Below are 24,543 nucleotides of genomic sequence, written 5' to 3'. Positions count from 1 at the left end.
ATAAGCATTATGAATTAAAAAAAAGATGGTAGGATGCAAGCGCACCCTACCATCTTTCATATTCACATGAAAATTCATGACATCGTTTTAACGATGATTGAGAAGTTCTTCAAAGGTATCAATGATTTTTGTAACACCTGGTAATGTCTGATAAATTTCTTTCTTATTTGCTGAATTAACAACAATAATATTGCGACATCCTGCCTGATATGCACTTTCAATACCACTCACTGAATCTTCAAAAATCATGCATTCTTGTAAATCAATATTCAGTAATTGAGCCGCTTTCTTAAACATCGCAACTTTATTTTCATAACTGCCATCATCAAAGACAATCTTATCAGGATCAAGCCAATGATCAAGATGAAATGATGAAACAAAGAAATCAATATTTTCTTTGATTGAAGCACTAGCGATAGTAAATGGAATATTTTCATGCTTTAACCAATCAAAATATGCTTCTGCTCCCGCAACAAGATGAAATGTGGCCTGATCTTCTTGGCAGTATTGACGATAATAGCTTTCTTTTAACTCCGAGTAATAAGCCAATGTTTTTTCATCACATTCTTTTTGAAATAAGTATTCGATGATTTTATTGTTTGGTACACCATTGAAGTGTTCATGCAGTTCTTCCTCAGTGATACCTTTATGGCGGATGATCTGTGATATTTGACCCCAAGCCAATATGTGCTTATCATTATCAAAAAATAATGTTCCATTAAAATCAAAAATAACACCTTTTATCTTCATTTTATATCTCCCTGTTTTTTATGACCCGCTTATACCAGTAGGCTGATGCCTTAGGATATCTCTTTTGTGTAGGATAATCGGTATAGAAGAGTCCATATCGTTTATTATAACCATTTGACCAAGAAAATACATCCATTAATGACCAAACAAAATAGCCTTTTACGCAAACACCCTCATTAATAGCCTTTAAGAGCCATGTAAGATGCTTGGCAATATAATCGATACGTGATTCATCATCAACAATATGATAATCACTCATACTTTCTTTCTTACCTAATCCATTCTCTGTAATATAGATTCCTTTAGTGAAAGCATATTGCTTTGAAATACGCATAAGCATATCATACATGCCTTGAGGATAAATCAGCCAATCCCAGTCAGTCGTTGGAATGCCATCTTTGATAACACGTTCACCAACACCCTTTAGCTTAAACTTCTTTGTCCCTTTCTCGCCTGTGCCATTATGAACAATTTCATTCTCTCCATCATAATAACGAACAAAGTTACTTTGATAATAATTCATGCCAAGATAATCAATCTGATTAGCCGCTTCCTTCATCTCAGCGATATCTCTTTTATCATAGTGAAATGAGCCATGATTTAAATCAAGCAGTTCATTAATTGTATGTAATGTCTCTTCGCTATAATATCCAAGTAATGTTGCATCTAGTAAAAACTGATTGGCAAGAATATCATCTTTTTTTGCCGCACGAATATCATCAGTATTTGTTGGGTCATAAGGATATTTTGTTTCAAGTGAGTGAATAATACCAATCTGTCCTTTATACCCACATGATTTAAAGATATTAACTGCTTTTGCATGAGCAACCATCATACCATGCATACTTGAAATAGCCTTAGAAATATCATATGTGATGCATGGCGGGAAGACACCTTCAATATATTGATTTGTCGCAATTGGCCAGACTTCATTAAAAGTAAACCAATAACTTACTTCATCTTTGTACTCTTTAAAGCAGAAAGCAGCATATTTCACAAAGGCATCAATTGTTTCACGATTAAGAAAATCACCACGTTCATGAAGCGCTAAGGGTGTATCAAAGTGATGCAATGTGACATAGGGTTCAATACCTTCTTTTTGGCACTGACGAAAGACATGATGATAAAAATCGACACCTTCCTGATTCAGCACACCTTCACCATATGGAAAGATACGTGACCAGGCAATTGATATACGTAAAGCGTTAATGCCAAATTGTTTAGCGAGATGAAGATCAACAGGATACTGATGATAGAAATCACTCGCTTTGTCAGCTTGAAAATTTCCCTTTTCTAAATAATCATCCCAGGCAACCTTGCCTTTCCCATGTGTTCTTGTTTCACCTTCACATTGATAAGCTGCTGTAGCTGCGCCAAAAACAAAATCTTTACTGAATTTCATTATGCATTTCCTCCCTCATTATTCAATATCGAAAAGACAAACTCCAACGCTTTTTGTGGATCACGTGTCAATCCAATATACTGTTTAGACTGACATGCTGTGCATTTGATATGTAGACGATCAGTATCTTTCTTTAAATCTTCAAGATTATTAGCAACCTGTGGGGCAAGAATAACAAGATCAAAGTTTTTCAACATATCATAATGCGCCCCATAAGCACCAGCAGCAGTTGTCAATTTGATGCCCTTTTCCTTAGCTCCTTCATCTAATGCATGTGCTAATAATCCGCTTGTTCCTCCCCCTGCGCAAAGCACCAGAATACGTTTTTGATCAACAACTTCATTATTGACTTCAAGTACTTCTTCTTCATTTTGCACATCACTTGCCTCATCTTCCTCTTGCACCTTTAAGCCATCATAGACCCTAAAAAATGGATAATAGATGAGAAAATCCATAAGCAAAGCACAAAGCACATAGAGCACACATAACAATCCTAACCCACAGCCTAGAACAATACCTATTGGCGCTGGTGTTGTCCATGGTAAGATGTACATGAAGCTATTCATGCCTAATACATCTACAAATATCTTAAATAACCAGACATTCATGATAGGTGCTAAGACAAAAGGAATGAAGAAAACAGGATTGAGAATAAGTGGTGCACCGAACAGAATTGGTTCATTAACGCCAAAGAGAACAGGAATTGCACTCGCTTTACCGACAGCTTTCAATTCCTTTGAATGAGCCATAAAAGCAAACATGAGCGTAACAACTAGTGTGGCACCTGTTCCACCCATCGTACAAACAAACTGCTGAACACCCGGCGTGAGAATATTTGTTGCATGCCCTCCCGCTCTAAATAAATCAAGATTAGCAGCAATATTCATATAATAGATAGCTGATACAGCAGGCTCTACAATGGAAGGCCCATGAATACCAACAAACCAGAAAAGGGAAATCGATCCATAAACAAGAGCAAGTCCCAGATAACCATCAGCAGCAAGGAAGATTGGCTTAAAGAAAGCAATAACACCAGCAGCAAAGCTCATTCCGACGACCTTTCTAAAAATCAAATCAAGACCTGAAAGCAATAGAATAGAGAATGCAAAAGGAATAATATCAGCAAAAGTCTGAGAAATATTAGGTGGTACTTCAGGAGGCATATGGATCGTAATATTATGTTTGATACAATAGCGATAGATATTACAAACAAGAAAGGCTACCAAGAAGCCTGTAAGCAAGCCTTTTGAACCCATATATTCTATTGCCAAACCATTCTTTATAGGATCAACAGCCATAACAAGTGTTCCGACAATTCCTGCCATAAAGGTTGAAATAGTGTTGATCTGTAGATTAACAGGTAATTCTCTATTCATATTATCTGCTAGATTCTTTGCGGTTGAGCCAGCTACTAGCAAGGCCAGTATGCCCATAGAGTAGTTATAAGGCTTCATAATTGCATTCTCAACATCCTTTGGCCAATAGAAGCCAAAGATATTAGGAACAAAAGCAATCAACAAGAAGATACTAGAAAATAGAATAACAGGCATGGCTGACATAAAACCATCACGAATAGATTTTAAGTATTTATTGCGTGAAACACGATCAAAGAATGGCTTTGCGGATTCAATCTTTTTAATCAAAGTATCCATAACATGCTCCTAGTGGTAGATATTGATTAAATGGAAGACAATATCCTTAAGAAGAAGGGTTGTCATGAGATGATCTTGCGCATGTACAGTAATAAATCCAATTTCGATTTCTTCGCCTCTTGCTTCAAGTGATAATAGCTCTGTCTGTGCTTTATGGGCATCATTGAGACAATCATTAGCTTGTTCAATTAAAGTCTTGCATTCATCAAAATGTTGCTGTTTAGCTTTTTCAAGCGCCAATAATAATTTACTTCTTGCCTCTCCTGAATAAGCAACGATTTCAAATCCTACCATTGTAATTTCTTCTTTTGTCATTATTTTTTCCTCTTTTCTTCTTTTCTAAACAGTAAGATCAACAATCAACACGGAAAAACAGTTCATACCCATTCTTCATAATCCTCGCTTTCCTCAACTGGCGCCATATTAAAGAAAGCCTTTTCATTTTCTTACTGCGATTATGATTATAAAGAAGAAAATATTATGATAAAATAGAAGAAAGTCTAAGCTAAGGGTAAAAAAGTATTATTTATACTTTTTGGTGGAAAATATGGAAAACTTACAATCAATGCTTAAAGATCTTTATCTCATATCAGGATTAAATTTATCAATCTATGATATTCATGAAAACTTAATAACGTCATATCCTGAACACAGCTCCCCTTTCTGCCATCTTATTAAAAGCACGCCTGAAGGAGCTGCTCAATGTCTTGCATGTGATCACAAGGCCTTTGAGCGTGTTAAATCATCAGGTCAAATTGATATCTACAATTGTGATTTTCATCTTTATGAAGCTGTTGTTCCAATCTATACCTATGGTGTGCATTCTGGTTATCTCATGATGGGTCAAACACTGACTGACTCAGCAGTGGAGAAAAAAACAATCAAAAATGCGGCAAAAGACTTTGTCGATTCAGAAAAAAAGCTTGATGAAGCCATCAGCAGGATATCCTTTCATACAAAAGAACAAATTCTCTCCTTCGCATCCGTTATTGATATTTGTGCCAAATATCTCACTCTCACAAATAGATTAGAAGCGAAAAATAAAAATCTTGCCATCGAAATCAAAAACTATCTTAATGCGCATTACAATCATACAATCACGCTTCAACAGCTATGCAACTATTTCTATGTTTCAAAATCCACTCTTCTCAACAAATTCAAAGAAGAATATGGTATAACCATCCATCAATACTTACTTGATTATCGTTTCCAAAAATCATTAGAGCTCCTCACCAATAGCACACAAAGCATTCAGGAAATAGCTCTCGCATGTGGCTTTCAGGATGCCAATTATTATGCAAAAGCATTCAAAGCCAAATATCAAACAACCCCAACGCATTACCGTGAAACCAAAAATACCTCAAAGAACGAAAGAAACCTATAACAACTTCAAAATGCAAAAAGGACGGATATGACCAAGATAGCCTTTCCGTCCTCTTTATTTCCATATTTTTTGTTTTTACTCTACACCAATGATGAATGAATATACTGGCTGACCGCCATCATTCATTTCAAGCTCACAATCTTCAAAATTTTCTTCGAGATATGACTTTGCAGCTTCCTTTTCTTCTTCTGTGACATCCTCACCACAAATAATGGTTATGACTTCACTATCATCATCTACTAAGCCTTCTAATGCTTTCTTTAAAGCATCAATCTTATCTGGAACACAGGCAACAATCTTCTTGTTGCATAAAGCCATGTAATTATTTGCTTTAATTTCTAAGCCATCAATTGTTGTATCTTTAATTGCAAAAGTAACCTGACCTGTCTGAACGTCTTCAAGAGCTGAAGTCATTTCATTAACATTTTCATCAAGTGATGCTTCAGTATTATACATCATACATGCAGCTAATCCCTGTGGAATAGTCTTTGATGGAATGACAATGACATGAATTTCATCTTCGAGAACTGTTGCAGCCTGCTCTGCTGTCATCACAATATTAGAGTTATTTGGCAAGATAATGACATTCTTCGCATTGACTTTACGGACTGCATTAACAATGTCTTCTGTTGCAGGATTCATTGTCTGACCACCACTTACAACATCGTCACAACGCAAATCCAAGAACATCTTCTTCACGCCTTCACCAGCAGCTACTGAGATAATAGCTGTATCTTTTGATGGAGCAGCTTCTTCCTGAGCTTCTGGTTCTTTGTAATCTGGTTCATTGAAGTTCACAATTGTAATATGGGCAAGTTCACCAAAACGCTGACCAACATTTAATGTATGACCTGGTCTTTCTGTTGATAGTGAGACAAAAACAACATCATCCTTTTCAGTGACATTCACTTCAGTTGCAGGTGTTCTTTCCAATTCATGTGTAAAGCCATCAATAGTAAATGCCTTTGCTTTACCTTCATCAATCTTGAAAGAATACTTGACCTGATAGCCTTTTTGCTTAGAAGCTTCTTCTTCCGCTTCTTTCATTGCTGCTTGTTGAGCAGCCACATCAACACGAACAACCTCTTCTCCTGCAAGTGCAAGCATAAAGCCTGTTAAAACAACAACTAAGCCTGCTCCACCAGAATCGACAACACCAACTTCTTTCAGTACTGGTAACAATTCAGGTGTTCGGTCAAGTGCATCATTAGCTTCTTTGACGAAGTAAGAGAACCAATCTTCTACTTCCATATCTTCTTTGACATAAGCAGAGCCAGCTTCACTTGCTTCTCTGATAACTGTCAAGATTGTTCCTTCAACAGGTCTCATAACAGCTTTATAAGCAACTTTAGCACCATTCGCAAAAGCCTCAGCTAATTCCACTGAATCCGCTGTTTCTTTGCCTTTTAAGCTCTTAGCAACACCTCTAAAGATCTGTGAAAGGATAACACCGGAGTTACCTCTTGCCCCCATCAACAAACCTTTCGATAAAGTCTTTGCGATATCTCCTAAGTTATCACTCTGCAGCTTTTTTACTTCAGCAGCACCATTTGTGAATGTCAAAGACATATTTGTACCTGTATCACCATCTGGTACAGGGAACACGTTTAATGCATCAATTTCCGGATGATTGTTATGGAGCAGGTTTGCACCAGTTTCAACCATCGCACGAAACATTTTTCCGTCAATAGTTTTCATTTCCTTCTCCTTTATTCATCCATTATCTTGATAGACTGTACATAGACATTAACTTCTTCAACATCAATATCAAGAGTATTTTCCAATACATATTTCACTTTTTTCTGGACTTCATAGACAATCTCAGAAATCTTTATACCATATCCAATGATAATATAAAGATTAATAATTGCTCCTGTATCCCCAGCTTCAACAACAATTCCTTTAGAATAATTATCTCTACCTAATAAATCATAGAAACCATCACTCATCTTTTGACTTGCCATGCCTACAACACCATAGCATTCAGTGGCAGCACCACCACATATAGTAGCGATGACATCATTAGATAATTCAATATTTCCAAGTTCAGTTTTCTTCTGAATCATTGCTAAATCCTCCTATCTCATCATCTAGTTGCTCTATTTTAGCATAAATTCATGCATAAAAAAGCACTATGCAGCAATATTATAAATTAAGCATTTCAAAATGTAAATATGGATTGCTTTTTTCTTCAAAGAAACACGCTATTTTCTTTTATCGCAAAGATATTTTTTTCTTTAAATAGTTGCATTTTTTTAAATGAGATGGTATTATACGTGAGTATGCAATAAGCGTAAGGGGTGAGAATACTATGTCAAGAAAAAGTCAGCTTAGCGGAAAAGGACCTATGTCAGGTAACACACGTTCTCATGCATTAAATTCAACTAGAAGAAAATGGAATCTAAACTTACAGAAAGTTACTATCATGGTTGATGGTAAACCAACAAAAGTAAAGATGACTGCAAGAGAATTAAGAACTCTTAGAAAAGGTGCTTAATATATAGGTCTAACGGTACTCTGTACCGTTTTTTTTGTGCTTAAAAAGGGATGCTTACCATCCCTCTTAAATAATTTCAACAAGCTTTAATAAATGATCAATTTCATAATCTACATGCACACCTTCAATATTATGCATATGTCTAGGATTATACCAGCAACATTTCAGGCCTGCATAATTCGCCCCACGAATATCACTCGTTAGACCATCCCCCACAACTAGCGTTGTCTCAGGATTATAATGTGTCGTCTCTCTTACTATATTAAAGAAACGTGTATCCGGCTTCTCATAACCCAATTCCTCACTAATGAATTCATCACGCATATATCGATCCAAATTTGATTTGCGAATCTTAATTGCCTGTGCTACTTTTGAGCCATTCGTAATGGCATACTGGATAACTCCCATTTCAGCTAGCTTTTCACAAATCTCCAACGCTCCATCTTCAACAACAAAATTACGTCCTAATGCTAATTGATATTCATCATTGAACTTCTTGCAATCTATATGCATAATGCCTTTCGAATAGAAGAATTCCTGAAAACGAGAAACTAAGGCAATTTCTCTTTCTATCATATGACGTTCAATCTTAGCCCAATATTGTTTATTGATCTGCTTATAGTCATCAAGCATTTCCTCATTACAAACAATATCATATTTTCTAAAAAGCTCTTCCAGGCTTTTATCTTCAGCTTTTTCAAAATTCAGCAATGTTCCATCTATATCCCATAATACTGTTTTAAACATAGTCCACCTCACTTGCTTTCCATTCTATCAAAAAGAAAAAGCTCTGTCGCTATTAAAAGCAACAGAACTTCTCATTAATTTTTAAAAGCATTCTTGAATGAATCAAAAATAGATCCTGACTTACCAACTTTACGTAATTGTTCGTAAAGTTCTTTTTCTTTCCGTGTTAACTTCTTAGGAATCTGTACATTAACTTTGACATACTGATCACCATAGCCATCACCACGTAAATGTTTTACACCTTTGCCTTTTAGACGCATAACAGCACCTGATTGTGTTCCTGCTGGAATCTTCATTGTCACATCACCATAAACTGTTGGCACATCAACTTCACATCCAAGTGTTGCATCAACGCTAGAAACAGGCACTTCAATCTGAATATCATCATTATGACGAACAAAATGCTTATGTGGTCTTACATAGATTTCTACATATAAGTCACCATTAGGGCCACCATTCTTACCACGATAGCCTTTACCTGCAACACGTAATTGCTGATGCGTATTAATTCCAGCTGGAATATTCAATTCCACTGTAATCGTTTTATTGATATAGCCTTTACCATGACAATTTGGACAAGCTTTTGTAATTTTCTTACCTGTACCATTACAATCTGGACATGTTGTTTCATTGACAAATGTGCCAAATGGTGAACGCTGTTGCGTACGGATCGTACCTGTACCACCACATCGACTACAATTTGTTATATCACTTGAGCTAGCTGCACCAGTACCCATACAATGTGTACATTGTTCATCATAATTGATTTGAATTTCTGCCTTCTTACCTTTGATGGCATCCATAAAATCAATTTCTAGCTGTACAAAACGATCTTCGCCTTGTTGTGGTCCATTGTTACGGCGTGAAGAAGCTCTTCCTCCTCCACCACCGAAGAAGGAACCAAAGATATCACCAAAATCAAAATCCTCAAAGCCGCCAGCATTAAAGCCTCCAAATCCACCAGCTCCGCCTGCTCCTTGTTCAAAGGCAGCATGTCCATAGCGGTCATAAGCTGCTTTTTTATCTGGATCAGAAAGTACTTCATAGGCTTCATTAACTTCCTTGAATTTCTCTTCAGCATCAGCTGATTTGTTGACATCGGGGTGATATTTCTTAGCCATCTTACGATAGGCACGTTTGATTTCATCGGCACTAGCATTTTTATTAATGCCTAAGACTTCATAATAATCTCTTTTATCTGCCATATTCCCCACCTCACAATTGAAAGCCAAGGTTGCCCTTGGCTTTTAAATTAGTTCTTTTCAGTAAAATCTGCATCAACAACGTCATCATCATTATGTGCATTGTCAGATGACTGATTAGCATTTGTGTTTGCATTTGCATTAGCCTGCTGATACTGATAGCTTGCCATCTGCTGAGCCATTTGTTCAAGTTCACTCATCTTATTGTTAAGTGTATCGATATCATTAGCGTCAAGAGCTTTCTTTAATTCATCTCTTAATGCTGTAGCCTGCTGTTTCTGATTAGCATCAATCTTGTCACCCTGTTCATTTAAGGCTTTATCGATTTCATTAATCATCTGTTCAGCTTTGTTCTTTGTTTCGATATCTTTCTTCATCTTTTCATCTTCAGCCTTGTTAGCTTCAGCTTCCTTAACCATTCTATCGATTTCTTCATCGCTTAAGCCTGTAGAGTTCTGGATTGTAATAGACTGTTCCTTATTAGTCTTCATATCCTTTGCTTTAACATTAACGATACCATTAACATCGATATTGAATGTTACCTGAATCTGTGGAACACCACGTGGTGCAGGTTCAATGCCATCAAGCTTGAATAAGCCTAACTGCTTATTGTCTTTAGCCATTGATCTTTCACCCTGTAAGACGTTGATATCTACAGCAGGCTGGTTATCAGCAGCAGTTGAGAAGATCTGTGATTTTTCTGTTGGGATTGTTGTATTTCTTGGGATGAGGACAGTCATAACGCCACCCATTGTTTCAATACCAAGTGATAATGGTGTAACATCAAGAAGTAATACATCCTTAACATCACCAGCAATAACACCACCCTGGATAGAAGCACCCATAGATACAACTTCATCTGGGTTTACTGACTTATTAGGTTCCTTACCAAGTAATCTCTTTACAGATTCCTGAACAGCGATAATACGAGTAGAACCACCAACTAATAAGACTTCATCAATATCATTTGGTGTAACGCCAGCATCGCTTAATGCCTGTCTTACAGGTCCTTCAGTAGCAGCAACTAAGTCAGATGTTAATTCATCAAATTTAGCTCTTGTAAGAGTCATCTCTAAGTGTACTGGACCATTAGCGCCAGCTGAGATAAATGGTAATGAGATCTGAGTCTGCATCATACCAGATAAGTCTTTCTTAGCCTTTTCAGCAGCATCCTTTACACGCTGCATAGCCATTTTATCATTAGAAAGGTCAATACCCTGGTCTTTCTTAAATTCAGCAACCATCCAGTCCATGATCTTCTTATCGAAGTCATCACCACCTAAGTGGTTATTACCAGCTGTAGCTAATACTTCAAATGTACCATCTGCTAAGTCAAGGATAGATACATCGAATGTACCACCACCTAAGTCATAAACAAGGACTTTCTGTTCTTTATCAATCTTATCAATACCGAATGCTAAGGCAGCAGCTGTTGGTTCGTTAATAATACGCTGTACATCAAGACCAGCAATCTTACCAGCATCCTTAGTAGCCTGACGCTGTGCGTCATTGAAGTAAGCTGGAACTGTGATAACTGCTTTATCAACCTTTTCACCTAAATAAGCTTCGGCCGTTGCTTTTAAGTTCTGTAAGATCATTGCAGAGATTTCTTCTGGTGTATAATCCTTACCATTAACATGAACTTTATAATTTGTACCCATATGTCTCTTAATTGAAGAAACTGTATCAGGGTTAGTAATAGCCTGACGCTTTGCAGCTTCACCAACAATAATTTCACCATTCTTGAAGGCAACAACTGAAGGTGTTGTTCTTGAACCTTCTGGATTAGCAATAACTTTAGCTTCACCATTTTCCATTACAGATACACATGAATTTGTAGTACCTAAGTCAATACCAATAATTTTATTACTCATAACTTATTCCTCCTATTGATTAACCTTTACTAATGTCGCTCTAATTACACGCCCTTTAAGCGTATAACCTTTTTGTAATTCTTCTAAAACAATACCGTCTTCCTGATCATCAACATGCTCAGTCATGACAGCCTGATGTAAGTTTGGATCAAAAGGCTTACCCTTTGCTTCAATAACTTCAACACCATTCTTTTCTAAAATAGCCATTAACTGTTTATGAATCATTTCCATGCCCTTCATGTAATTCTTCACTTCATCACTGTCAGTTTCGACATTTAATGAACGTTCGAAATTATCAATGACAGGTAATAATTCTTCAATGAAAGTCTGCATTGCATATTTCACTTGATTTTCATGTTCTCTTTGTAAACGTTTCTTCAAGTTTTCCATATCCGCAAATGTCTTGTAATAGGCATTCTTCCATTTATCTGCTTCAGCAGTTAATGCTGCAATTTGTTCTTTTGTATGATCAGTTGCTTCTTCAACAGTATCTGTTTCCTGAGTTTCCTTGACATCTTCTGTCTTTTCTACTGTTTCTTCAGCCTGATCTTCTGATAATGTTTCTTCTTTTCTTTCTTCGGCCATGTTTTCACCTCTTATGTTTCATTATTCTCATCTTTAATGAGCTTTTCTATATTCTCACCAATAAGCTCTACTAAGCTCACAACCTGATCATATGGCATTCGTGTTGGCCCTATGACTGAGATTGAGCCTCGGGAATTCTCACCCGTATCAAATGATGTTGAGATAATGGAAACATCATTGATGCCATCATCAAATGGCAACTCATTACCACCAATTCTCACGACAACACCACGTTCATCATCTTTACTTGGCTCAAGCGATTTCCACTGTTGGGCATTTTCAAATGCACTCACAAGTTTTCTTAGCTTATTGACATCATTATATTCTGGTTGATACAACATATTGTCTTTACCAGAGAAATAGACATTGCTTTTCGCAAACTTCATAAAGGCTTGCAAGAATGCATTGAAGAGCACTTCATGTTCTTTGACACGAACGCTCATGATTGGCTTGACATCCTTTTCCAGCTTACTTGCAACATCATCGATTGGTGTTCCAACAAGTGTATCATTCATAATATCGACACAAGCGCTTAAATCTTCCATAGATATCTCATTAGAGATGTGGAAAATACGATTTTCTACATGTCCTTTATCTGTTACAATAATCGCTGTTACGCTATTGGCACCAAGAGGAACCAATGTAATATTCTGCAACTTTTCATAAGATGAATTACCACCTAAAGCTACAGTCGTCAAATGCGTCAACTGGCTGAGCATCTGACAGCTTTCTTCGATAATTTCCTGTATCGAACGATTACGATTACTGAAGAGCGTTGAGACCTGGTTTTTAACCTTGTCATCAACATCAGGCTGTAGAAGTGTTTCAACATAGAAATGATAGCCTTTCATCGAAGGAATACGACCACTTGAAGTATGTGTCTTTTCAAGATAGCCCTGTTCTTCAAGAAAACTCATTTCATTTCTAATCGTTGCACTCGAGTAAGGAAGATGATACTTCGTCATTAAGAGTTTACTGCCAACTGGTTCTGCAGTTGCGATGTATTCTTCAACAATGTATTTAAATATCAATAGCTGTCTTGCTGTCAACATCTTGCTCACTCCTCCTTTAGCACTCCTTTACCTTTCGTGCTAACACCATTATACTGAATTGTTTGGCACTGTCAATATTTTAGTGCTAAATATTTACAATATTTTTTATAAAAAAAGGCAATGTTTTCACATCGCCCTATTCTGGCAAGAAATCCACAAGTATATCATTCAAATAAGCCATGGATTCAGGTGTTGTTCTAAGATGATGGTCCACTATCACCAAATCTCCCTCATTCAAATGTTTCTGAAGTGGATAGCCAAAAACATCTTCTACATGTTTTTGATAACGCTGATAGAAATCTTCTAAATCCAGCCCTTCAACAAGCCTTAAACTCATCATTAAATGATTAAACATTGTATCTTCACTTGTTTGTATTTCCTTTTCCTCAATATTCTCACCATTCAAATATTTTTTCATATTACGTGAATGATTGATAAGCTTGTCATCAATCTTACTTGTTGCCCCAATACCTACACCAATATAGTTATCATAATGCCAATAAGCTTTATTATGAAGGGATTCATGTGTCCCTTTCGCATAATTTGAGACTTCATACTTATGAAAGCCCATCTTATTTAAACGATCGTCAATGATATCATTCCATCTTTTATCTATTTCATTATCAAGAGGATGATAATGCTTGTAATGAAGAATTGTTCCTTCTTCCAATATTAAGGCATAATAAGAAATATGATTGATTGGTGATTCGAGAATACGCTCCAAGTCATGCATTAAATCTTCTTCTTGCTGCATTGGTAATCCATACATCATATCAATAGAAATATTTTCAAATCCTAACTTATAAGCATTCTCAATAACTTCTATTGCCTGATAGGAATAATGCTTCCGCCCAATAAAATACAAGAGATGATCCTGGAAAGTTTGTACACCTATTGAAAGACGGTTAACATGATATTGCTTCAACAATTTAAGTTTATCAAGTGTTGCTGATTCAGGATTAACTTCAACAGTGAACTCCTTTGTCTGTTTGCCAATAAAACGCTCAACCCTTTTCAATAAATATTCTAGCTGTTCATATGTTAAAGCACTTGGTGTTCCACCGCCTATATAAATTGTTTTCATGGGATGACGGGGAATCTGTGCAAGTTCTTTTTGTAGTCTTCTTAAATACTGATCAGCCAAATCTTCTTTATAAAAAACTTTCGCAAAATCACAATAGCTACAGATATGATCACAAAAAGGAATATGAATATAGAGACTATCAGTCTTCATGAAAACGGTACTCCTTTGCAAGCCCTCCAAGGGAAGTCTCTTTATAGGCTGATGATAAATCATGGCCCGTTTCCTTCATGACAGTAACAATCGTGTCGAAGGAAATCTTATTCTTACGCATATAGCCTAATTCTTTCGCCAGCATAGCTGCATCCTGGGCACGCAGGGCACCATAGGCATTACGTTCAATACATGGTATCTGTACGTAGCCACCAATTGGATCACATGTTAAGCCAAGATTATGCTCCAAGCCCATTTCTGCTGCATAGGCAATCAAGTCATTATTCAGTTCATTAATCCAAGCTATAGCCGCTGCCCCCATTGCGCATGCTGTGCCAACTTCCGCCTGACAGCCTCCATCAGCACCGGAAATTGTCGCATTATGCTTCACAACATTACCAAAAAGGCCACCAATGGCTAATGCCTTAATCAAATCTCTCTTTTTCATACCCAATTGCTTATGCGCAAAATAGAGAACTGCAGGCACAATTCCACTTGCCCCACATGTTGGCGCAGTTACAATCATATGCCCATCCGCATTCTCCTCTGATACCGCATAGGCATAGCTTGATAAAAACAAACGGTCTCTTTCCATCTGATGATGCGTATTAAGAGCCTGTTGATACATTAAATTAGCGACACGTTTAATCTTAAGACGTCCTTGGATAATACCTTTCGCATGAAGACCATTTTCAACACATGTAAACATATGATCAAGAACATCAAAAAGATAATTATCAATATCCTCATCTTCATGACATTTGACATAGTCATAGAGTGAGATGCCTTCTCGATCACAAAATTGAAGAATCTCTTCCATATTCTTTTCTTGATAAATCTCTTTCTTTTCTTCTTCTAAATCACCCTTGAAAAGAATCTCACCACCACCAATAGAATAAGCCTCAATATCAGCGAGTTCTTGATTATCTTGATAAACATGAACAATCATGCCATTAGGATGAAAACTCAATGCTTCACTATGCCAGCCAAATGTCACAGGTTTTTCAAATGTTTTTTCCATAATTGCATCTGTCAAATGTCCCTTACCTGTTAAAGCCAATGAGCCATATAAATCCACCTTATAATTTGTGGCATCAGGATAGGCATTTTTGATACGCTGAGCAATATTCATTGGCCCCATCGTATGGGATGAGGAAGGACCTACACCAATTTTATATAATTCTCTTAACGATTCCATATATTTCTCCTATATCTGCATGAGGAATAATTCTAATCCTCTTTGTTTATCAATCTTACCCGTTTTTATCTTGACATCAAGTTCTGACAATTCATAAAGCTTGCGTTCTAACTCATCTAGCTGAAAGTTACGAGCATTCTTACGAATGGGGAAAAGTGCTCTTGGATTGATACCAATCATCTTCACAATTTCTTTATCCGTATAGCCTTTGCGATCCAACAGCTTGACTTGATAAAGCTGGCGAATACTGTTCGCAATAAGGCCAATCAAAGCAATCGGTTCATGATTTGTCATCATTAAGTCACGATAAATGGAGGTAATACGCTCAAGATCATGAGCCATAATCGCATTAGTCAAAGCAAAGACATTTTCTTCTAAAGGCGGTGCTACGAGACGTTCAACATCATGAAGGGTTATATGTTTACTATAAAGACATAGCTTTTCCACCTGATTGCTTGCTTCATTCAAGCTTCCCTTTGTGCGATCAAGCAACAAATCGAGTGCATCATCATCAATAACAGCATCACGATGAAGAATTGCCTCCCTAACTGTTTTATAAATGGTATGCATATCAACCTGGTTCAATTCAATAAACTTAGCATGCTTACGCAAATTCTTCATCACTTTCTTACGTTCATCAAACTTCTCACCATTATGATAAATGACGAAAACTGTTGTTGGATTATCATGTGCAATATAATCATTGAATGCCACAATGTCTTCATCAGTGACATTTTTTTGTTTTTCAGTTGTTAAAAAGGTTGGCTTTTTAACAATAATCATCTTATATTCCGAAAGAAAAGGTGGTGTAATCGCATCCTGGATGATGACATGCATTGGCGTTTCATCTAGATAATAGATGGAAAGATTCATATCTTGTTCATTGATTTTATACTGCTTTTTTAATTTCTCAAGTCGTTGTTTTAAAAGCAGTTCCTCATTACCATAAAGCACAATATTCATAAACTCACCCTTTCATTATATCTTCCTTACTTATTCAAAGATTTTTAAGACTTTATATTGTTGATTTTTATATTCCATAAGAACTGCACAGGCATTACCTAAAAAACGAAAATGAGGAAATTCTTTCTGAAGCTGTTCTTCACACAAATAATGAATGAAAGCCGTTAAAGAAAGCCCATGACCACCTATCGCAATCGTCTTGTCTTCATCAGAAACAACCTCTTGGAAAAAGTCAAGATGTCGACCTACTACATCAGCAAGATTTTCTCCATGAAATGGCCGAAAATCACAGCTTGTTTCAATATCACGGAAGTCTTCCTTGACCATTTTCCTTTTAAGTGCATTGGGCTGTCCTTCAAAATAGCCAAAGTTCAATTCTTTTAAACGTCGATCTCTCGTGATGATCATATGAGGATTATTCAAAGCAAGTTCCAATGTATCATAGGCACGCTCACTTGTTGATGAATAAGCTTCATCAATAGAAATATCCTTGATTTTTTTAGCCAGATCTTTCGCCTGGGTTATTCCCAAATCCGAAAGTGGTGAATCACACCAGCCCTGGGTAAGATCAAGTTCATTAAAATAGGTTTTACCATGTCTGATTAATAAGAGTTTCATATAATTTCATTATGAAATGACCATGACAAGATATCAATAAATCATAGTATAAAAAGTCCTCAATGAGATAGTTGATCAATCGACATTCACAAGTCATTGCCTTTATTATTTCTATGTCATTGAAATCTTCATATACCCCCAATATTTTATTCTGTCATCTTGCCGCATTTCACTTTCCTTTCTAGATATTTAAAATCTTTTACAGATAATAATATATTATTTGTTGAGACACCAAGTCCTGGTGATTTCAATGTATTTATATTAGAAAAAAATATCTTAGATTTCAAGATACCCATAAATAAAATCACTCCAAATTCCAAAGTACAAAAAGAGAGGGTAAGATTTCATAGAATCTTGCCCTCAGTATATTTCAGATACAAATCTTAGTACCAACAATAAAACATTTGATAAAACGACCACATTCAATGGGAGTTTTTAGTCATCTTATAACTCTTCACCATTTGTTTCAATGACATGTTTATACCAGAAGAATGATTTCTTTCTGCTTCTAGAGAAATCACCTTCATGTTTATTGTTGTAATTGACATAGATGAAACCATAACGTTTATCATATTCACCAGTTGATGCTGAAACGATATCAATAGGTGCCCACATAGTATAGGCAAGTAAGTCAACACCGTCTTCTTCAACAGCGTCACGCATAGCTTTAATATGGCTTCTTAAATAGTTGATGCGGTCATCGTCATGAACCATGCCATCTTCTTCTATTTTGTCATAGGCGCCAAAGCCATTTTCAACAATCATCATTGGTTTATGGAATCTGTCATAAACCCAGTTTAAAGCCCAGCGTAATCCTAATGGATCAATCATCCAGCCCCAGGCTGTCTTAGAAAGATATGGATTATCAACTTCATCACTTTCACCCATGCCAGGAATACCTTGTGAATGGAATTCAAAGTGTGTATTGCCTTCATGCCATGCAGCCACTCTGCTCATATAATAGGAGAATGTAATAATATCCACTGTTCCTTCTCTGAGTGCTTCTCTTTCTTCATCACTAAGTGCAATCTTATAGCCGTGTCTCTCCCAAAGCTTTTCAACATGAGCTGGAATAAAACCATTTGCCTGTACTTCAAGAGGCCATTCTGTCTTATGCATAGCTGCCATCGCTTCCATCATATTTTCAGGCTTGCAGTTTTCTGGATAGAATGGAGTAAAGCCCATCATGCAGCCAAATTGCGCTTCTGGATTAATCTTCTTACCTTCTTTGACAGCCTTTGCTGAAGCAATGAGTTCATTGACACAACTTTGATACATCATCCATTCATTATCAGGATTATCATCAGTTGTAAGAATGCCACCTTCCTGAATAAGGTGGTGAGCAATTGGTGCTCCTGTCTGATTATTGATTTCATTGAAAGTCAGCCAGTATTTAACTTTACCTTTGTATCTTTCAACACAAGTATTAGAATACTTTACAAACATATCAATAACACGTTTGTCCATAAAGCCATTATATTTTTTAGCAATATGATATGGTAATTCAAAATGACAAAGCGTTACAATTGGCTCAATATTATATTTATGACATTCATCAAATAAGTCATCATAGAATTTCAGGCCTTCTTCATTTGGCTCTTCATCATCCCCATTAGGGAAAATTCTCGTCCAGGCAATTGATGTTCTAAAGGCCTTGAAGCCCATTTCGGCAAATAAGGCAATATCTTCTTTGTAATGATGATAGAAATCAATACCGACATGGTTTGGATAATCTTCTCCTTCAACAACGCCATCTGTGATTCTTCTTGGAATGCCATTACCTCCAGCAGTCATGACATCAGCAATGGAAACACCCTTGCCGCCTTCTTGCCAGGCTCCTTCAAACTGATGAGCAGCACTTGCGCCACCCCATAAAAAATCCTTTCTAAATCCCATTTCATTTTTCCTCCTTATTCTATACATCATTATATCGTAAAACGGCAATAATTGAAACGCTTTCATTGTGAAAACCAATTTTCCAATCAATATGTTTTCTATCCACCTTCTATATAAGCGCTACCAATCCATCATATACTTGACACATAAAAAAGCCTATGCTAGCTTATAAAAAGTCATTTATGCCAATAATTGGATTGGCGACCCACAAGCGACCGGAATCGCGATCAATGACATTCAGTAAAAGGAGGTTCCGGTCTTTTTTCATACCGCAACGCTCCTTTAGAAGAGGAGAAATTGATGAATATTATTGTATTAGCGAATATCATATCACTATGCGGAGCCATTATTATGGTGCTGATTGGCTTTGTCAAGGACAACAAAAAAGTTCTTGCCGGACAGTGCGTACAGTTTACATTAATGGGAATTGCCAACTTGATCCTTGGGGCAATCACCGGTTCTATTTCCAATGTCTTAAGCATTATAAGAAATATTTATTCCATCAACAAACCAATGAGCATTGTTATTAAAATAGCACTTTCTACTTTACAAGTTGGCTTATCTCTCTATGCTGGCATTGATGGATGGATTGGCTGGTTGCCAATTATTTCCAATACCATCTTCACCTTCACATGTGACAGTAAGGACCAGTCATTCTTTAAGCTTTCAGTCATCATTACAGGTGCAATGTGGATTTTCTATGACTTCTATTATATGAACTTCACTAGCGCTTCATTTGATATACTCGGTGTTATCACCAACGCTGCTACCCTAACAATGATGCAGCGCGCAAGAAAAACAACCCCTACTCTTTCATAAAGCGTTGTTATACGCTTTTTTCTTTGATGCAAAAATACTTTATGTTAGAATAGTGGCAATGTGGAGGATGTTATGAATCTAACTTTTATTGCCAATATTATTTCCCTGCTAGGGGCAATTGTGATGGTAGCAATTGGCTTGATTAAGGAAAATAAGCATGTCTTAGAAGTACAATGTTTACAATTCACCTTAATGGGCATCGCCAACTTCATGCTGAAAGCAACATCAGGCGGGATTTCGAATGTTGTTGGTATCTTAAGAAATCTTTATTCACTCAAAAAGCCAATGGAAACACCTGTAAAAATAGGCTTTATTATCTTGCAGGTTGCTATTAGTCTTCTTGCTGGAATGAATGGCATGATTGGCTGGCTTCCTATTCTGGCAACTGTCATCTTTACTATCTTTGTCGATGCTAAGAATCCCTATGTTATGAAGAGTGTGATTATCTTTACGGTTGCCCTATGGTTTATCTATGATCTGCATTTCCATAATTACACTGCCTCAGCTTTTGATATCATGACCATTCTTTCCAATACCTTTACAGTGCTCAAAATGCGCTTCTTTAGCTAGCTATCTGCTAGCTTTTTTCATTTATAATATAATATTCCTTCAACATATGGCGAATTGTAAAAGAACCATCCTGATCAGTACGTAAGATTGTGCACCCCATATTATTCAGGCGCTTTATGACAACAGGGCTAGGATGGCCATAACGATTCTTTTCACCAACACCAATCAATGCCACTTTAGGCTTAAGCATTGTAATGAATGCGATGCTTGAAGATGTCTTTGAGCCATGATGACCAACTTTTAAGATATCAACATCCAGGTTTCCATATTTTCTCATAAGCGCTTCTTCACCTTCAACACCTAAATCACCAGTGAAAAGATATTTAATATGATCAACTGTCATATAAATAATATTGGAATTATCATTGATATCATGAAAAACATGATCGGTTGTAAGACTTTCAAGAGTGACATTGCCCTTTTTTATCTTATCAAATGGCTTATCAATGACATTTCTGACATCAAAATGGCTTTTCAGTGAATCTAGTGCACCACTATGATCATAATCATAATGCGATATAAATACTGCATCAATTCTACTTATTCCAATCGATTTCAAGTAAGGAATAATTTTATTTGTAGCTAAATCATATTTCATTTGACCTCCCGTATCAATAAGATAATTCCCACGATCAAATGGCAACCGTACCAATGTACAATCACCCTGACCAACATCAATCATCGTCACATCTGTATAAATCTTATAACGCGAATAGACACTAAAAGAAAGCATCAGTGCTACCAACAAGCACACCGGCTTTCTAAACGATAGTTGTCGCTCTTGTTGAATGATGCATGCAAAGATACAGTAGTAGAATATAGCGATAAAAAGTAATGAAGGTTTCGAGAGAATAAAATAGGCAGATAAAGCGTTGGTAAAATCAAGAATGGACTGAAATAACTTGATGAATATATTCAAAACCAATTCTAATGGCAAAAAGAGGGACAGAACAAAGAGTGTATAGAAAAAAGAAATAAATGGCTCAAGAACTGTACCCAGGAAGAAAGAGAAAAGATTAAGTGAAGCATTCATACTTAACACAAGAGGCATTGAAGACAAATAAACAAGCAGTGAGCGTCCTTTAAGACGTTTGGTCAGGATGACCATGAAATAGATAAAATAGGAAAATACAAAGGACATATGAAAAATAACATAAGGGTTGTAAAGTAGATGCCCACAAACAAGCAAGGCAAGAAGATCTAATTCATTGAGTTGCCTATGAAAGAGACTCTTGCCTATAAGCATAAGATAAGCACGCTGTAAAGAGATATTGAAAGGAATGGAAAAAACATAAACACCCATGACTATTTTCGATAAGATATCAGCATGATGTTTTTTTAGGAAAAGAGAAAATATCTTAAAGAGAATTTGATACAAGATAGTAATATGCATCCCACTTAAGGCAAATAGATGGACAATAGAAAGCGATGTCATCACCTTATAATCATTCTTTATTTCATCATCCTTCATTCCTAATAAAAACATATTCTGATAAGAACGTACCTGTTGATTTTGTGAAAAGCGTTGAACTAAAAGATGAGTTAAAGAGAAATGTGAATGGCATTCAATAACCTTTACCAATTTGACCTTAGCGATAATATGACGTGACTTTAAATAAAGAGATTCATCAAAATCTCCAGGATCTTTTTTCCTGTTGATTTCTAAAGGCGAGACTTTAAGAACAAGCTGATCTTGATAATCAAAGTTCTGTTGCGTCAGAACCTTTATTTTTCCTTGTTTCGTCTTAAGAATAAGAGATGAGTCATTCCTATCAACAACACGTCCCTGGATAATAGAGGAAGGCTGGTAGGCTTTATAGGGTCGAATCAATAGCGGGGTAAGAGACAACACCACAATAATGACCAGAATGCATTGTCTTTTTAAGAGAAAGAAGCAGTAAAGGACAAGGGGAATAATAAAGACAGCATGGACAAGACGTACTGCTACAACCAAGAGGGCAAGAATGGCATAATAAATGCAATGATAAGCTAAAGGCATAATTGATCCCGATAGGCAAGATAACGCTTTTCGCCTATTCCTTCCACATTCATAATATCTTCTAGACAGGTATAAACATGTGTATTGCGATAATTCACAATCTTTTCAGCTGTTTTTCTGCCAACACCCTTTAATTTCATAAAATCTTCAATCGATCCTTTATTTAAACTGATGGCATCACTTCTTATAACAGGTAGATAGTAACGTGATTCCGCCTTAAGCACTCTTTCAAGATCAAGAGCTGCCAGCGAGGCATTTTCTTTAACTCCTACCTGGTCAACTAGCTCCTTCATCCGCATACCTTCTTTTATCTTGACTTCCCCAGTCTTCTTAAATGCTCCTTCCAATGTGACATAGAGGGCTGTTTCTTGTTTTTGTTTGACGACTTGTGGCTGAGAAAAACTATAAATAGCTGACATGATGGCGAGGAGGAGGAACCCTAAAATCTTCCATTTACGCATAAAAAAAGAGAGTTAAAACTCCCTCTCAATATGGAAATGACGATAAGCAAGATCTGTTGCGACACGTCCTTTCGCTGTTCGTCTGATTAAGCCTTTTTGTAGTAAATAAGGCTCACAGACATCTTCTAATGTATTAGGTTCCTCTCCAATACTCGCTGCTAAAGCGTTCAATCCAACTGGTCCCCCACGATAGCGTTCGATAATGCCAAGCAAGTATTTATGGTCAACATGATCCAGACCCAAATCATCAACCTTCAAATTATCCAATGCTTCTTTCGTACGTTCTAAGGAAATCACTTTCTCCCCATAAAACATAGAAAAATCTCTTACACGTCTAAAAAGCCTATTGGCAATACGCGGTGTCCCACGACTTCTTTTCGCAAGTTCACTTCTTGCATCATCAGCAATATCCATACCATAGACTTTCGAAGTACGACTGATGATTTCTTGAAGCTCATCATCCTTATAATAATCAAGCTTGCCAATAATGCCAAAACGATCTCTAAGGGGAGCAGAAATATCCCCCATTCTTGTTGTTGCACCAACCAAGGTAAATGGTGGTAAATCTATACGGATGGATCGAGCTGATTGATCTTTTCCAATAATGACATCAACACAATAATCTTCCATTGCTGGATAAAGCACTTCCTCAACAACCTTGTTTAAACGATGAATTTCATCGATGAAGAGGACATCACCAGGTTCAAGAGCTGTCAGTATGGCTACTAAATCCCCCGTTTTATCAATTGAAGGGCCGGAAGTGACACGGATATGGGTGCCCATTTCATTCGCAATGATCATACTCATTGTCGTTTTCCCTAAACCAGGTGGGCCATAAAGCAAGACATGATCTAGTGACTCATCACGCATTTTTGCCGCTGTCACAAAGACTTTAAGATTCTTCTTCAAGTCTTCCTGACCAATATACTGTTCAAAGGAATGTGGTCTTAACTGGCTTTCTTCATCTTCATCATGTTCTTCAACATCTAATATATCACGATCCATGTAACTCCCCCTTTATTTAAAACTCAATATTTTTAATGCTTCCTTGACATATCCATTTGTATCAAGCTTTTGTTTGACTAATGCCTTCATGGCCTTATTCACATCACTGTCTTTATAGCCTAACGCAATCAATACTTCAATTGCATCTTCATAATCCTGTGAAACATCTTCACGCATCGCTTCCAAGCGTGTCTCACCATCAAACTTCCCTTTAAGATCAAGAACCATCTGACTAGCTGCCTTAGGTCCTATACCAGGGAATGATTTTAAGTATTTCAAATTATTATTTTCGATTGCATCAATAATCTCATTGACATCACCACTCGCTAAAATAGCTGTTGCACTCTTAGGACCAATACCTTTGACTTTAATAAGCATCAAGAATAAATCTTTTTGTTTTGCTTCTTTAAAGCCATAAAGACGCACATCATTTTCACTAATAGATTGATAAATATAGACAGTCGTATTCTCACCTTTGCTGAATGTATACGGATTAGGAACGTAAACAAGATAACCTATTCCATTATTTTCTATAATAATATGATCCGTATGCATTTCAACAATGATACCTTTAATATAGCTATACATATATGAACTCCTCTAACAAACAAGAAGTATTGTACCATAAAATAGAG

At 36.6% G+C, this 24,543-nt stretch carries 24 protein-coding genes; 4 read left to right on the top strand and 20 right to left on the bottom strand.

Going from position 1 to position 24,543, the window contains the following annotated elements; genetic code table 11:
• Window positions 1-87: 87 nt before the first annotated feature.
• The 4 genes from FYJ79_RS01620 to FYJ79_RS01605 are packed head-to-tail and all read right to left on the bottom strand — an operon-like array spanning window position 88 to window position 4,119.
• Window positions 88-750, bottom strand: a complete 663-nt coding sequence (locus tag FYJ79_RS01620; protein WP_154514243.1) for an HAD family hydrolase — start codon at window positions 748-750, stop codon at window positions 88-90.
• Between the two features lies 1 nt (window position 751).
• Window positions 752-2,152: a 6-phospho-beta-galactosidase gene (gene lacG, locus FYJ79_RS01615; RefSeq protein ID WP_154514242.1), complete on the bottom strand. Its 1,401-nt coding sequence runs from the start codon at window positions 2,150-2,152 to the stop codon at window positions 752-754.
• Complete coding sequence (locus FYJ79_RS01610; protein ID WP_154514241.1) at window positions 2,152-3,804, bottom strand: PTS lactose transporter subunit IIBC; 1,653 nt, start codon at window positions 3,802-3,804, stop codon at window positions 2,152-2,154. Before FYJ79_RS01610 ends, lacG begins: the two co-directional genes overlap by 1 nt.
• A 9-nt stretch (window positions 3,805-3,813) precedes the next feature.
• The gene (locus FYJ79_RS01605; RefSeq protein ID WP_154514240.1) at window positions 3,814-4,119 is read right to left on the bottom strand and encodes a PTS lactose/cellobiose transporter subunit IIA; all 306 of its coding nucleotides are present in this window, start codon (window positions 4,117-4,119) and stop codon (window positions 3,814-3,816) included.
• A gap of 232 nt (window positions 4,120-4,351) precedes the next feature.
• Between FYJ79_RS01605 and FYJ79_RS01600 the strand changes: the two genes are divergently transcribed.
• Window positions 4,352-5,188 (top strand): PocR ligand-binding domain-containing protein, encoded by an 837-nt coding sequence (locus FYJ79_RS01600; protein ID WP_154514239.1) that lies wholly within the window; start codon window positions 4,352-4,354, stop codon window positions 5,186-5,188.
• Between the two features lie 75 nt (window positions 5,189-5,263).
• Here FYJ79_RS01600 and FYJ79_RS01595 read toward each other — a convergent pair whose 3' ends face one another.
• A complete protein-coding gene (locus FYJ79_RS01595) occupies window positions 5,264-6,886 on the bottom strand; it encodes a DAK2 domain-containing protein (protein ID WP_154514238.1) in 1,623 nt (540 codons plus the stop codon).
• Window positions 6,887-6,897: 11 nt separating this feature from the next.
• Window positions 6,898-7,254 carry an Asp23/Gls24 family envelope stress response protein gene (locus FYJ79_RS01590; protein WP_033163804.1) on the bottom strand — a complete coding sequence of 119 codons (357 nt, stop codon included), beginning with the start codon at window positions 7,252-7,254 and terminating at the stop codon, window positions 6,898-6,900.
• Between the two features lie 245 nt (window positions 7,255-7,499).
• Here FYJ79_RS01590 and rpmB point away from each other — a divergent pair, with 245 nt between their 5' ends.
• Complete coding sequence (gene rpmB, locus FYJ79_RS01585) at window positions 7,500-7,685, top strand: 50S ribosomal protein L28 (protein WP_033163805.1); 186 nt, start codon at window positions 7,500-7,502, stop codon at window positions 7,683-7,685.
• Between the two features lie 66 nt (window positions 7,686-7,751).
• Here rpmB and FYJ79_RS01580 read toward each other — a convergent pair whose 3' ends face one another.
• The 10 genes from FYJ79_RS01580 to FYJ79_RS01535 form a co-directional block, all read right to left on the bottom strand.
• On the bottom strand, window positions 7,752-8,432 hold the full coding sequence (locus tag FYJ79_RS01580) for a YjjG family noncanonical pyrimidine nucleotidase (RefSeq protein WP_154514237.1): 681 nt from the start codon (window positions 8,430-8,432) through the stop codon (window positions 7,752-7,754).
• A 74-nt stretch (window positions 8,433-8,506) separates the two neighbouring features.
• The gene (gene dnaJ / locus FYJ79_RS01575; RefSeq protein WP_154514236.1) at window positions 8,507-9,637 is read right to left on the bottom strand and encodes a molecular chaperone DnaJ; all 1,131 of its coding nucleotides are present in this window, start codon (window positions 9,635-9,637) and stop codon (window positions 8,507-8,509) included.
• Between the two features lie 47 nt (window positions 9,638-9,684).
• The gene (dnaK, locus tag FYJ79_RS01570) at window positions 9,685-11,508 is read right to left on the bottom strand and encodes a molecular chaperone DnaK (protein WP_154514235.1); all 1,824 of its coding nucleotides are present in this window, start codon (window positions 11,506-11,508) and stop codon (window positions 9,685-9,687) included.
• 12 nt (window positions 11,509-11,520) lie between these two features.
• Entirely contained in the window at window positions 11,521-12,093 is a 573-nt protein-coding gene (gene grpE / locus FYJ79_RS01565; RefSeq protein WP_154514234.1) for a nucleotide exchange factor GrpE, read from the bottom strand.
• 11 nt (window positions 12,094-12,104) lie between these two features.
• Window positions 12,105-13,145, bottom strand: a complete 1,041-nt coding sequence (hrcA, locus tag FYJ79_RS01560) for a heat-inducible transcriptional repressor HrcA (protein WP_154514233.1) — start codon at window positions 13,143-13,145, stop codon at window positions 12,105-12,107.
• 136 nt (window positions 13,146-13,281) lie between these two features.
• Window positions 13,282-14,379, bottom strand: a complete 1,098-nt coding sequence (gene hemW / locus FYJ79_RS01555) for a radical SAM family heme chaperone HemW (RefSeq protein ID WP_154514232.1) — start codon at window positions 14,377-14,379, stop codon at window positions 13,282-13,284.
• A complete protein-coding gene (locus FYJ79_RS01550) occupies window positions 14,369-15,577 on the bottom strand; it encodes an L-serine ammonia-lyase, iron-sulfur-dependent, subunit alpha (protein WP_154514231.1) in 1,209 nt (402 codons plus the stop codon). The genes hemW and FYJ79_RS01550 overlap by 11 nt, the downstream gene beginning before the upstream one ends.
• Window positions 15,578-15,586: 9 nt before the next feature.
• Entirely contained in the window at window positions 15,587-16,540 is a 954-nt protein-coding gene (holA, locus tag FYJ79_RS01545; RefSeq protein WP_154514230.1) for a DNA polymerase III subunit delta, read from the bottom strand.
• A 30-nt stretch (window positions 16,541-16,570) separates the two neighbouring features.
• Complete coding sequence (locus FYJ79_RS01540; RefSeq protein WP_154514229.1) at window positions 16,571-17,158, bottom strand: histidine phosphatase family protein; 588 nt, start codon at window positions 17,156-17,158, stop codon at window positions 16,571-16,573.
• Window positions 17,159-17,602: 444 nt separating this feature from the next.
• On the bottom strand, window positions 17,603-19,054 hold the full coding sequence (locus FYJ79_RS01535; protein WP_154514228.1) for a 6-phospho-beta-glucosidase: 1,452 nt from the start codon (window positions 19,052-19,054) through the stop codon (window positions 17,603-17,605).
• Window positions 19,055-19,354: 300 nt separating this feature from the next.
• Between FYJ79_RS01535 and FYJ79_RS01530 the strand changes: the two genes are divergently transcribed.
• Both FYJ79_RS01530 and FYJ79_RS01525 read left to right on the top strand, forming a co-directional pair.
• Window positions 19,355-19,873 carry a YgjV family protein gene (locus tag FYJ79_RS01530; protein WP_154514227.1) on the top strand — a complete coding sequence of 173 codons (519 nt, stop codon included), beginning with the start codon at window positions 19,355-19,357 and terminating at the stop codon, window positions 19,871-19,873.
• 72 nt (window positions 19,874-19,945) lie between these two features.
• Window positions 19,946-20,443, top strand: a complete 498-nt coding sequence (locus tag FYJ79_RS01525) for a YgjV family protein (RefSeq protein WP_154514226.1) — start codon at window positions 19,946-19,948, stop codon at window positions 20,441-20,443.
• 7 nt (window positions 20,444-20,450) lie between these two features.
• Here the strand turns inward: FYJ79_RS01525 and FYJ79_RS01520 are convergent, their stop codons facing one another.
• The 4 genes from FYJ79_RS01520 to ruvA are packed head-to-tail and all read right to left on the bottom strand — an operon-like array spanning window position 20,451 to window position 24,496.
• Window positions 20,451-22,442 carry a DNA internalization-related competence protein ComEC/Rec2 gene (locus tag FYJ79_RS01520; RefSeq protein WP_154514225.1) on the bottom strand — a complete coding sequence of 664 codons (1,992 nt, stop codon included), beginning with the start codon at window positions 22,440-22,442 and terminating at the stop codon, window positions 20,451-20,453.
• Window positions 22,433-22,903 (bottom strand): ComEA family DNA-binding protein, encoded by a 471-nt coding sequence (locus FYJ79_RS01515; protein ID WP_154514224.1) that lies wholly within the window; start codon window positions 22,901-22,903, stop codon window positions 22,433-22,435. The genes FYJ79_RS01520 and FYJ79_RS01515 overlap by 10 nt, the downstream gene beginning before the upstream one ends.
• Window positions 22,904-22,915: 12 nt before the next feature.
• Window positions 22,916-23,908, bottom strand: a complete 993-nt coding sequence (ruvB, locus tag FYJ79_RS01510; RefSeq protein ID WP_154514223.1) for a Holliday junction branch migration DNA helicase RuvB — start codon at window positions 23,906-23,908, stop codon at window positions 22,916-22,918.
• A gap of 12 nt (window positions 23,909-23,920) precedes the next feature.
• Window positions 23,921-24,496, bottom strand: coding sequence for a Holliday junction branch migration protein RuvA (ruvA, locus tag FYJ79_RS01505; RefSeq protein WP_154514222.1), 576 nt, complete (start codon window positions 24,494-24,496; stop codon window positions 23,921-23,923).
• Between the last annotated feature and the right edge of the window lie 47 nt (window positions 24,497-24,543).

Origin of the sequence: Sharpea porci (assembly GCF_009695655.1) — a bacterium.
Taxonomy (GTDB): domain Bacteria; phylum Bacillota_I; class Bacilli_A; order Erysipelotrichales; family Coprobacillaceae; genus Sharpea; species Sharpea porci.
Note: the sequence above shows the minus strand (reverse complement) of the source record. Positions and strands in the feature narration are given on the sequence as shown.

What these genes read in the sequence shown, in the direction of transcription:
- FYJ79_RS01620 (WP_154514243.1), bottom strand. Translation starts at nt 750, where the DNA reads ATGAAGATAAAAGGTGTTATTTTTGATTTTAATGGAACATTATTTTTT.
- lacG (WP_154514242.1), bottom strand. Translation starts at nt 2,152, where the DNA reads ATGAAATTCAGTAAAGATTTTGTTTTTGGCGCAGCTACAGCAGCTTAT.
- FYJ79_RS01610 (WP_154514241.1), bottom strand. Translation starts at nt 3,804, where the DNA reads ATGGATACTTTGATTAAAAAGATTGAATCCGCAAAGCCATTCTTTGAT.
- FYJ79_RS01605 (WP_154514240.1), bottom strand. Translation starts at nt 4,119, where the DNA reads ATGACAAAAGAAGAAATTACAATGGTAGGATTTGAAATCGTTGCTTAT.
- FYJ79_RS01600 (WP_154514239.1), top strand. Translation starts at nt 4,352, where the DNA reads ATGGAAAACTTACAATCAATGCTTAAAGATCTTTATCTCATATCAGGA.
- FYJ79_RS01595 (WP_154514238.1), bottom strand. Translation starts at nt 6,886, where the DNA reads ATGAAAACTATTGACGGAAAAATGTTTCGTGCGATGGTTGAAACTGGT.
- FYJ79_RS01590 (WP_033163804.1), bottom strand. Translation starts at nt 7,254, where the DNA reads ATGATTCAGAAGAAAACTGAACTTGGAAATATTGAATTATCTAATGAT.
- rpmB (WP_033163805.1), top strand. Translation starts at nt 7,500, where the DNA reads ATGTCAAGAAAAAGTCAGCTTAGCGGAAAAGGACCTATGTCAGGTAAC.
- FYJ79_RS01580 (WP_154514237.1), bottom strand. Translation starts at nt 8,432, where the DNA reads ATGTTTAAAACAGTATTATGGGATATAGATGGAACATTGCTGAATTTT.
- dnaJ (WP_154514236.1), bottom strand. Translation starts at nt 9,637, where the DNA reads ATGGCAGATAAAAGAGATTATTATGAAGTCTTAGGCATTAATAAAAAT.
- dnaK (WP_154514235.1), bottom strand. Translation starts at nt 11,508, where the DNA reads ATGAGTAATAAAATTATTGGTATTGACTTAGGTACTACAAATTCATGT.
- grpE (WP_154514234.1), bottom strand. Translation starts at nt 12,093, where the DNA reads ATGGCCGAAGAAAGAAAAGAAGAAACATTATCAGAAGATCAGGCTGAA.
- hrcA (WP_154514233.1), bottom strand. Translation starts at nt 13,145, where the DNA reads ATGTTGACAGCAAGACAGCTATTGATATTTAAATACATTGTTGAAGAA.
- hemW (WP_154514232.1), bottom strand. Translation starts at nt 14,379, where the DNA reads ATGAAGACTGATAGTCTCTATATTCATATTCCTTTTTGTGATCATATC.
- FYJ79_RS01550 (WP_154514231.1), bottom strand. Translation starts at nt 15,577, where the DNA reads ATGGAATCGTTAAGAGAATTATATAAAATTGGTGTAGGTCCTTCCTCA.
- holA (WP_154514230.1), bottom strand. Translation starts at nt 16,540, where the DNA reads ATGAATATTGTGCTTTATGGTAATGAGGAACTGCTTTTAAAACAACGA.
- FYJ79_RS01540 (WP_154514229.1), bottom strand. Translation starts at nt 17,158, where the DNA reads ATGAAACTCTTATTAATCAGACATGGTAAAACCTATTTTAATGAACTT.
- FYJ79_RS01535 (WP_154514228.1), bottom strand. Translation starts at nt 19,054, where the DNA reads ATGGGATTTAGAAAGGATTTTTTATGGGGTGGCGCAAGTGCTGCTCAT.
- FYJ79_RS01530 (WP_154514227.1), top strand. Translation starts at nt 19,355, where the DNA reads ATGAATATTATTGTATTAGCGAATATCATATCACTATGCGGAGCCATT.
- FYJ79_RS01525 (WP_154514226.1), top strand. Translation starts at nt 19,946, where the DNA reads ATGAATCTAACTTTTATTGCCAATATTATTTCCCTGCTAGGGGCAATT.
- FYJ79_RS01520 (WP_154514225.1), bottom strand. Translation starts at nt 22,442, where the DNA reads ATGCCTTTAGCTTATCATTGCATTTATTATGCCATTCTTGCCCTCTTG.
- FYJ79_RS01515 (WP_154514224.1), bottom strand. Translation starts at nt 22,903, where the DNA reads ATGCGTAAATGGAAGATTTTAGGGTTCCTCCTCCTCGCCATCATGTCA.
- ruvB (WP_154514223.1), bottom strand. Translation starts at nt 23,908, where the DNA reads ATGGATCGTGATATATTAGATGTTGAAGAACATGATGAAGATGAAGAA.
- ruvA (WP_154514222.1), bottom strand. Translation starts at nt 24,496, where the DNA reads ATGTATAGCTATATTAAAGGTATCATTGTTGAAATGCATACGGATCAT.